The following is a 4,603-nucleotide window of genomic DNA, read 5'->3' as shown; positions in this document are numbered from 1 at the left end:
GACGCCGGCGAGGAGTTCGGCGCGGTCGCGGCCCGTCACCACCGCGCGGTGGTCCAGCGACGCGCGGCCCGTCGCCAGCGAGAAGCCGATGTCGAGCGGGGAGAGACCGGTGTCGGAGGCGACGTGGTCGTACAGGCGGCGGGCCTGGGCGCGCAGCGCGTCCGGGGTGCGGCCCGAGACCGGCCAGGGCACCACGGGCAGCGGGGTCGTCTGTCCGGTGTCGGCGGGCTCCTGCGCCGGCGGCTGCTCGAGGATGACGTGCGCGTTGGTGCCGCTGACGCCGAAGGCGGAGACGGCGGCGCGGCGGGCGCGCGCGGTGGGGGGCCAGGGGCGTGGCTCGGTGAGCAGTTCGACGGCGCCGGAGTCCCAGTCGGCCATGGGCGTGGGCCGGTCGACGTGCAGGGTGCGGGGCAGGACGCCGTGGTCCATGGCCTGGATCATCTTGATGACGCCGCCGACGCCGGCGGCGGCGACGGTGTGCCCGATGTTGGACTTGAGGGAGCCGAGGTAGAGCGGGCGGTCCTCGGGCCGGTTCTGCCCGTAGGTGGCCAGCAGGGCCTGGGCCTCGATGGGGTCGCCCAGGCGGGTGCCGGTGCCGTGGGCCTCGACGGCGTCCACGTCGGCCGGGGTCAGGCCCGCGTCCGCGAGGGCCTGGCGGATGACGCGTTCCTGGGAGGGGCCGTTGGGGGCGGTCAGGCCGTTGGAGGCGCCGTCCTGGTTGACGGCCGAGCCGCGGATGACGGCGAGGACGCGGTGGCCGTTGCGGCGGGCGTCGGAGAGCTTCTCGACGAGGAGCATGCCGGCGCCCTCGGACCAGGAGGTGCCGTCGGCGTCGGCGGAGAAGGACTTGATGCGGCCGTCGGGTGCCAGGCCGCTCTGCCGGGAGAAGTCGACGAAGCCGCCGGGGGTCGCGGTCACCGTGACGCCGCCGGCGAAGGCGAGGTCGGACTCGCCGGAGCGCAGCGACTGGACGGCGAGGTGGAGGGCGACCAGGGAGGAGGAGCAGGCGGTGTCGACGGAGACGGCCGGTCCTTCCAGGCCGAGGCTGTAGGAGATGCGGCCGGAGGCGACGCTGCTGAGCTTGCTGGTCAGCAGGTAGCCCTCGAACTCCTCGGGTCCCTCCAGGCCCAGGTAGCTCTGCTCGATGATGCCGGCGAAGACTCCGGTGCGGCTGCCGCGCAGGGTGTCGGGGTCGATGCCGGCCTGTTCGAGGGCCTCCCAGGAGGTCTCCAGGAGGAGGCGCTGCTGGGGGTCCATGGCGAGGGCCTCGCGGGGGGAGATCCCGAAGAAGCCGGCGTCGAAGAGGGCGGCGTCGTGGAGGAAGCCCGCCTGGCGGGTGTAGGCGGTGCCGGGGCGGGCCGGGTCGGGGTCGTACAGCCGCTCCAGGTCCCAGCCGCGGTCGGTGGGGAAGCCGGTGATGGCGTCGGTGCCGTCGTCGACCAGCCGCCACAGGTCCTCGGGGGAGGCGACGCCGCCGGGGAAGCGGCAGGCCATGCCGACCACGGCGATCGGCTCGGTGTCGGCCGCCTCGAGGTCGGCGATCCTCCGGTTCGCCTTCTGCAGGTCGACGGTGACCCGCTTCAGGTACTCGACCAGTTTCTCTTCGTTCGACGGGTTGGACATCGGGTTCGTGCTCTCCTCGGGCGAAGGGCGGAAGGCGAGTGGATGGGGGGGCGGGGCCGTGCCGGGGCGGGCCGTTGAGGGGTGGGGCCGGGCCCGGGCCGTTGCGGGCCCGGGCCCCGTTACGCGGTGGGGCGGCCGAGTTCGTTGTCGATGAAGCTGAGGAGTTCGTCGACCGAGGCCGCCTCGATGGCCTCGGACGCGTCGGCCACGGACTCCCCGGCCGCTCCGGCCGGCTCGGGCGCGCCCTCGACGCGGGCCAGGAGCGCCCGCAGGCGGGCGGAGACGGCGGTGCGGTCCTCGTCGGCGCCGGGGGCGGCGGCCGCCAGCCTGCGCTCCATCGCGTCCAGCTCGTCGAGGAGCGCCCGGTGGGGGTCGGGCGTCTGCGGGGCGAGGCGTTCGCGCAGGTAGGCGACGAGGGCCGCCGGGGTGGGGTGGTCGAAGACGAGGGTGGCGGGGAGCTTGACCCCGGTGGTGGTGCCGAGCCTGTTGCGCAGGTCGACGGCGGTCAGGGAGTCGAAGCCCAGGTCCTGGAAGGCCCGGCCGGGTGCGATGTTCTCGGCGTCGGTGCGGGCGAGTACGGCGGCGACCTCGGTCCGTACGAGGGTGAGGAGCAGCTGGTCCTGTTCGACCTCGCTCAGGTCGGCCAGGCGGGCGGTGAGTTCGCCCGCCGGGTCGGTGTCGGCCGCGGTGGGTGCGGAGGCGGCGACGCGGCGGCCGGGCGGTGCGGCGAGTTCGGCCAGGAGGGCCGGGACGCGGGCCTGGGCGCGCAGGGCGGAGACGCCCACCGGGGTGGCGACGAGCGCGGCCCGGCCGTCGGCGGTGGACCGGTCGAACAGGGAGAGTCCCTCGACGCGGGCGATGGGCCGGAAGCCGTCGCGGGCGAAGCGGTTGAGGTCGGCCTCGGAGAGGTGGGCGTTGATGCCGCCGAGCTGCCACAGGCCCCAGGCGATGGAGGTGGCGGGCAGGCCGTGGGCGCGGCGGTGGGCGGCGAGGCCGTCGAGGAAGGCGTTGGCGGCGGCGTAGTTGGCCTGGCCGGGGCCGCCGAGGACGCCGACGGTGGAGGAGAAGAGCACGAAGGCGTCGAGCGGCAGGTCGCGGGTGAGTTCGTGCAGGTGCCAGGCGGCGTCGGCCTTGGGGTGCAGGACGGCGTCGAGGCGGTCGTCGGTGAGGTCGGGCAGGAGGGCGTTGTCGAGGACGCCGGCGGTGTGGACGACGGCGGTGAGCGGGTGCTCGGCGGGGATGGCGGCGAGGACGCGGGCCAGGGCCTCGCGGTCGGCCGCGTCGGCGGCGGTGACGGTGACGTGGGCGCCGGTGGCCCGCAGGTCGTCGAGGAGCGGCTGCACGTGTGCGGCGCGGTCGCCGGTGCGGGTGAGGAGCAGCAGGCGGGAGGCGCCGTGTTCGGCGACCAGGTGCCGGGCGGTCTCGGCGCCCAGGGTGCCGGTGCCGCCGGTGACCAGGACGGTGCCGCCGTTCTTCCAGGCGGGTTTCGGGCCGGCCGGGGTGGTGGTGGCGGGGACGCGCCGCAGGCGGGGCAGGAGCACGGTGTCCTCGCGCAGGGCGGCCTGGGGTTCGCCGGAGGCGAGCAGGGCGGCGAGCCGGTCGCGTACCGGGGCGGTGTCGGTGTCGGTGCCGGTGGCGGTGTCGACGAGGGTGATGCGGTCGGGGGCCTCGGACTGGGCCGAGCGCAGCAGGCCCCAGACGGCGGCGGCCGCCAGGTCGGTGACGTCCTCGCCCTCGGCGGTGGCGACCGCGCCCGAGGTGACCACGACGAGCCGGACCGGTGCGAGCCGCTCGTCCGCCAGCCAGGTGCGTACCAGGGCGAGGGCCGTGCGGGTGGCGGTGCGGGTGGCGGCGGCCTGGCCGGCGGCGTCCTGCGGGGTGGTCCACGGCAGCAGGACGGCGTCGATGGGGGTGCCGGAGGCGAGGGCTCCGGCCACGGCGGCCGGGTCCGGGTAGCGGTTCCCGGCGCCGCCGTCGGGGGCGTCGGGGTCGAGGACGGCCCAGGCGGTCGGCGCGGGGGGCGCGGGCAGGGGTCCGGCGGGCGTCCAGTCGAGGTGGAGGAGCGAGTCGCGTCCGGTGCTGTCGCCGCCGACGGCCGCTCTGAACTGCTCGTTGGGGATGTCCCTGAAGACGATGGACTCGACCGAGACGACGAGGTCGCCGGCCGCGTCGGCGAGCTGGAGCGAGAAGGAGTCGTCGTCGATCTCGGTGATCCGGGCCTTGACGGCGGTCGCGCCGGTCGCGTGGAGCCGTACGCCGTACCAGTCGGCCGGCACCGGGACCGTGCCGGCGTCGGGGTCGACCGGGCGGGTGGGCAGGGCGGCCTGGAGCAGGACCGGGTGGAGGCCGTAGCGGCCCGCGTCGCTCTGGAGCCCTTCGGGGAGCCGGATCTCGGTGGTGCGGCCGCCGGCGTTCTCGTCCCAGGCCAGGGAGGCGGCGGCCTCCGGCTCCTCGGTGAGGTACCAGCCCTCGGCGTGCATGGTCCACGGCGCGTCGAAGTCGTCGGGGCGCGAGTACAGGCACAGGCAGTGGCGGCCGGTGTCGTCGGGGGTGCCGGCCCTGACCTGGAGCTGGATGTTGCCCTCTTCGGGGAGGACCAGCGGCACCTGGAGGTTGAGCTCGTCGAGCGCCGGGTGGCCGATCAGGTCACCGGCGTGGATGGCGAGTTCGACCAGGGCGGAGGCGGGCAGGATGGCGGAGCCGAGGACGACGTGGTCGGCGAGCCAGGGGTGGCTCTTGAGGGAGAGCCGGCTGGTGAAGAGGATCTGGTTGAAGCCCGCGACGGTGACGGGCGAGCCGAGGACGGGGTGGCCGGTGGCGGGGGCGCCGTTGCCGAAGGTCTCGGGAACGGGGCGGGGTTCGAGCCAGTAGCGGCGGCGCTGGAAGGCGTAGGTGGGCAGGGGGACGCGGCGGGCGCCGGTGTTCTCGTAGAGGGTCTGCCAGGCGACGGGGACGCCGCGGGTGTGGAGGGTGGCGACGG

The 4,603-nt window shown here is 75.7% G+C and carries 2 protein-coding genes; both read right to left on the bottom strand.

Annotated features, from left to right (window positions below; genetic code table 11):
• Window positions 1-1,623 (bottom strand): type I polyketide synthase (locus tag IE287_RS37920; protein WP_189853983.1); only part of this gene is annotated, 1,623 nt, incomplete at its 3' end.
• A 119-nt stretch (window positions 1,624-1,742) separates the two neighbouring features.
• The coding region (locus IE287_RS37915) for a type I polyketide synthase (RefSeq protein WP_189853982.1) at window positions 1,743-4,603 on the bottom strand (2,861 nt) is incomplete at its 5' end.

Origin of the sequence: Streptomyces omiyaensis (assembly GCF_014650895.1) — a bacterium.
GTDB lineage: Bacteria > Actinomycetota > Actinomycetes > Streptomycetales > Streptomycetaceae > Streptomyces > Streptomyces omiyaensis.
This window is presented reverse-complemented; position numbering and strand designations above follow the sequence as displayed.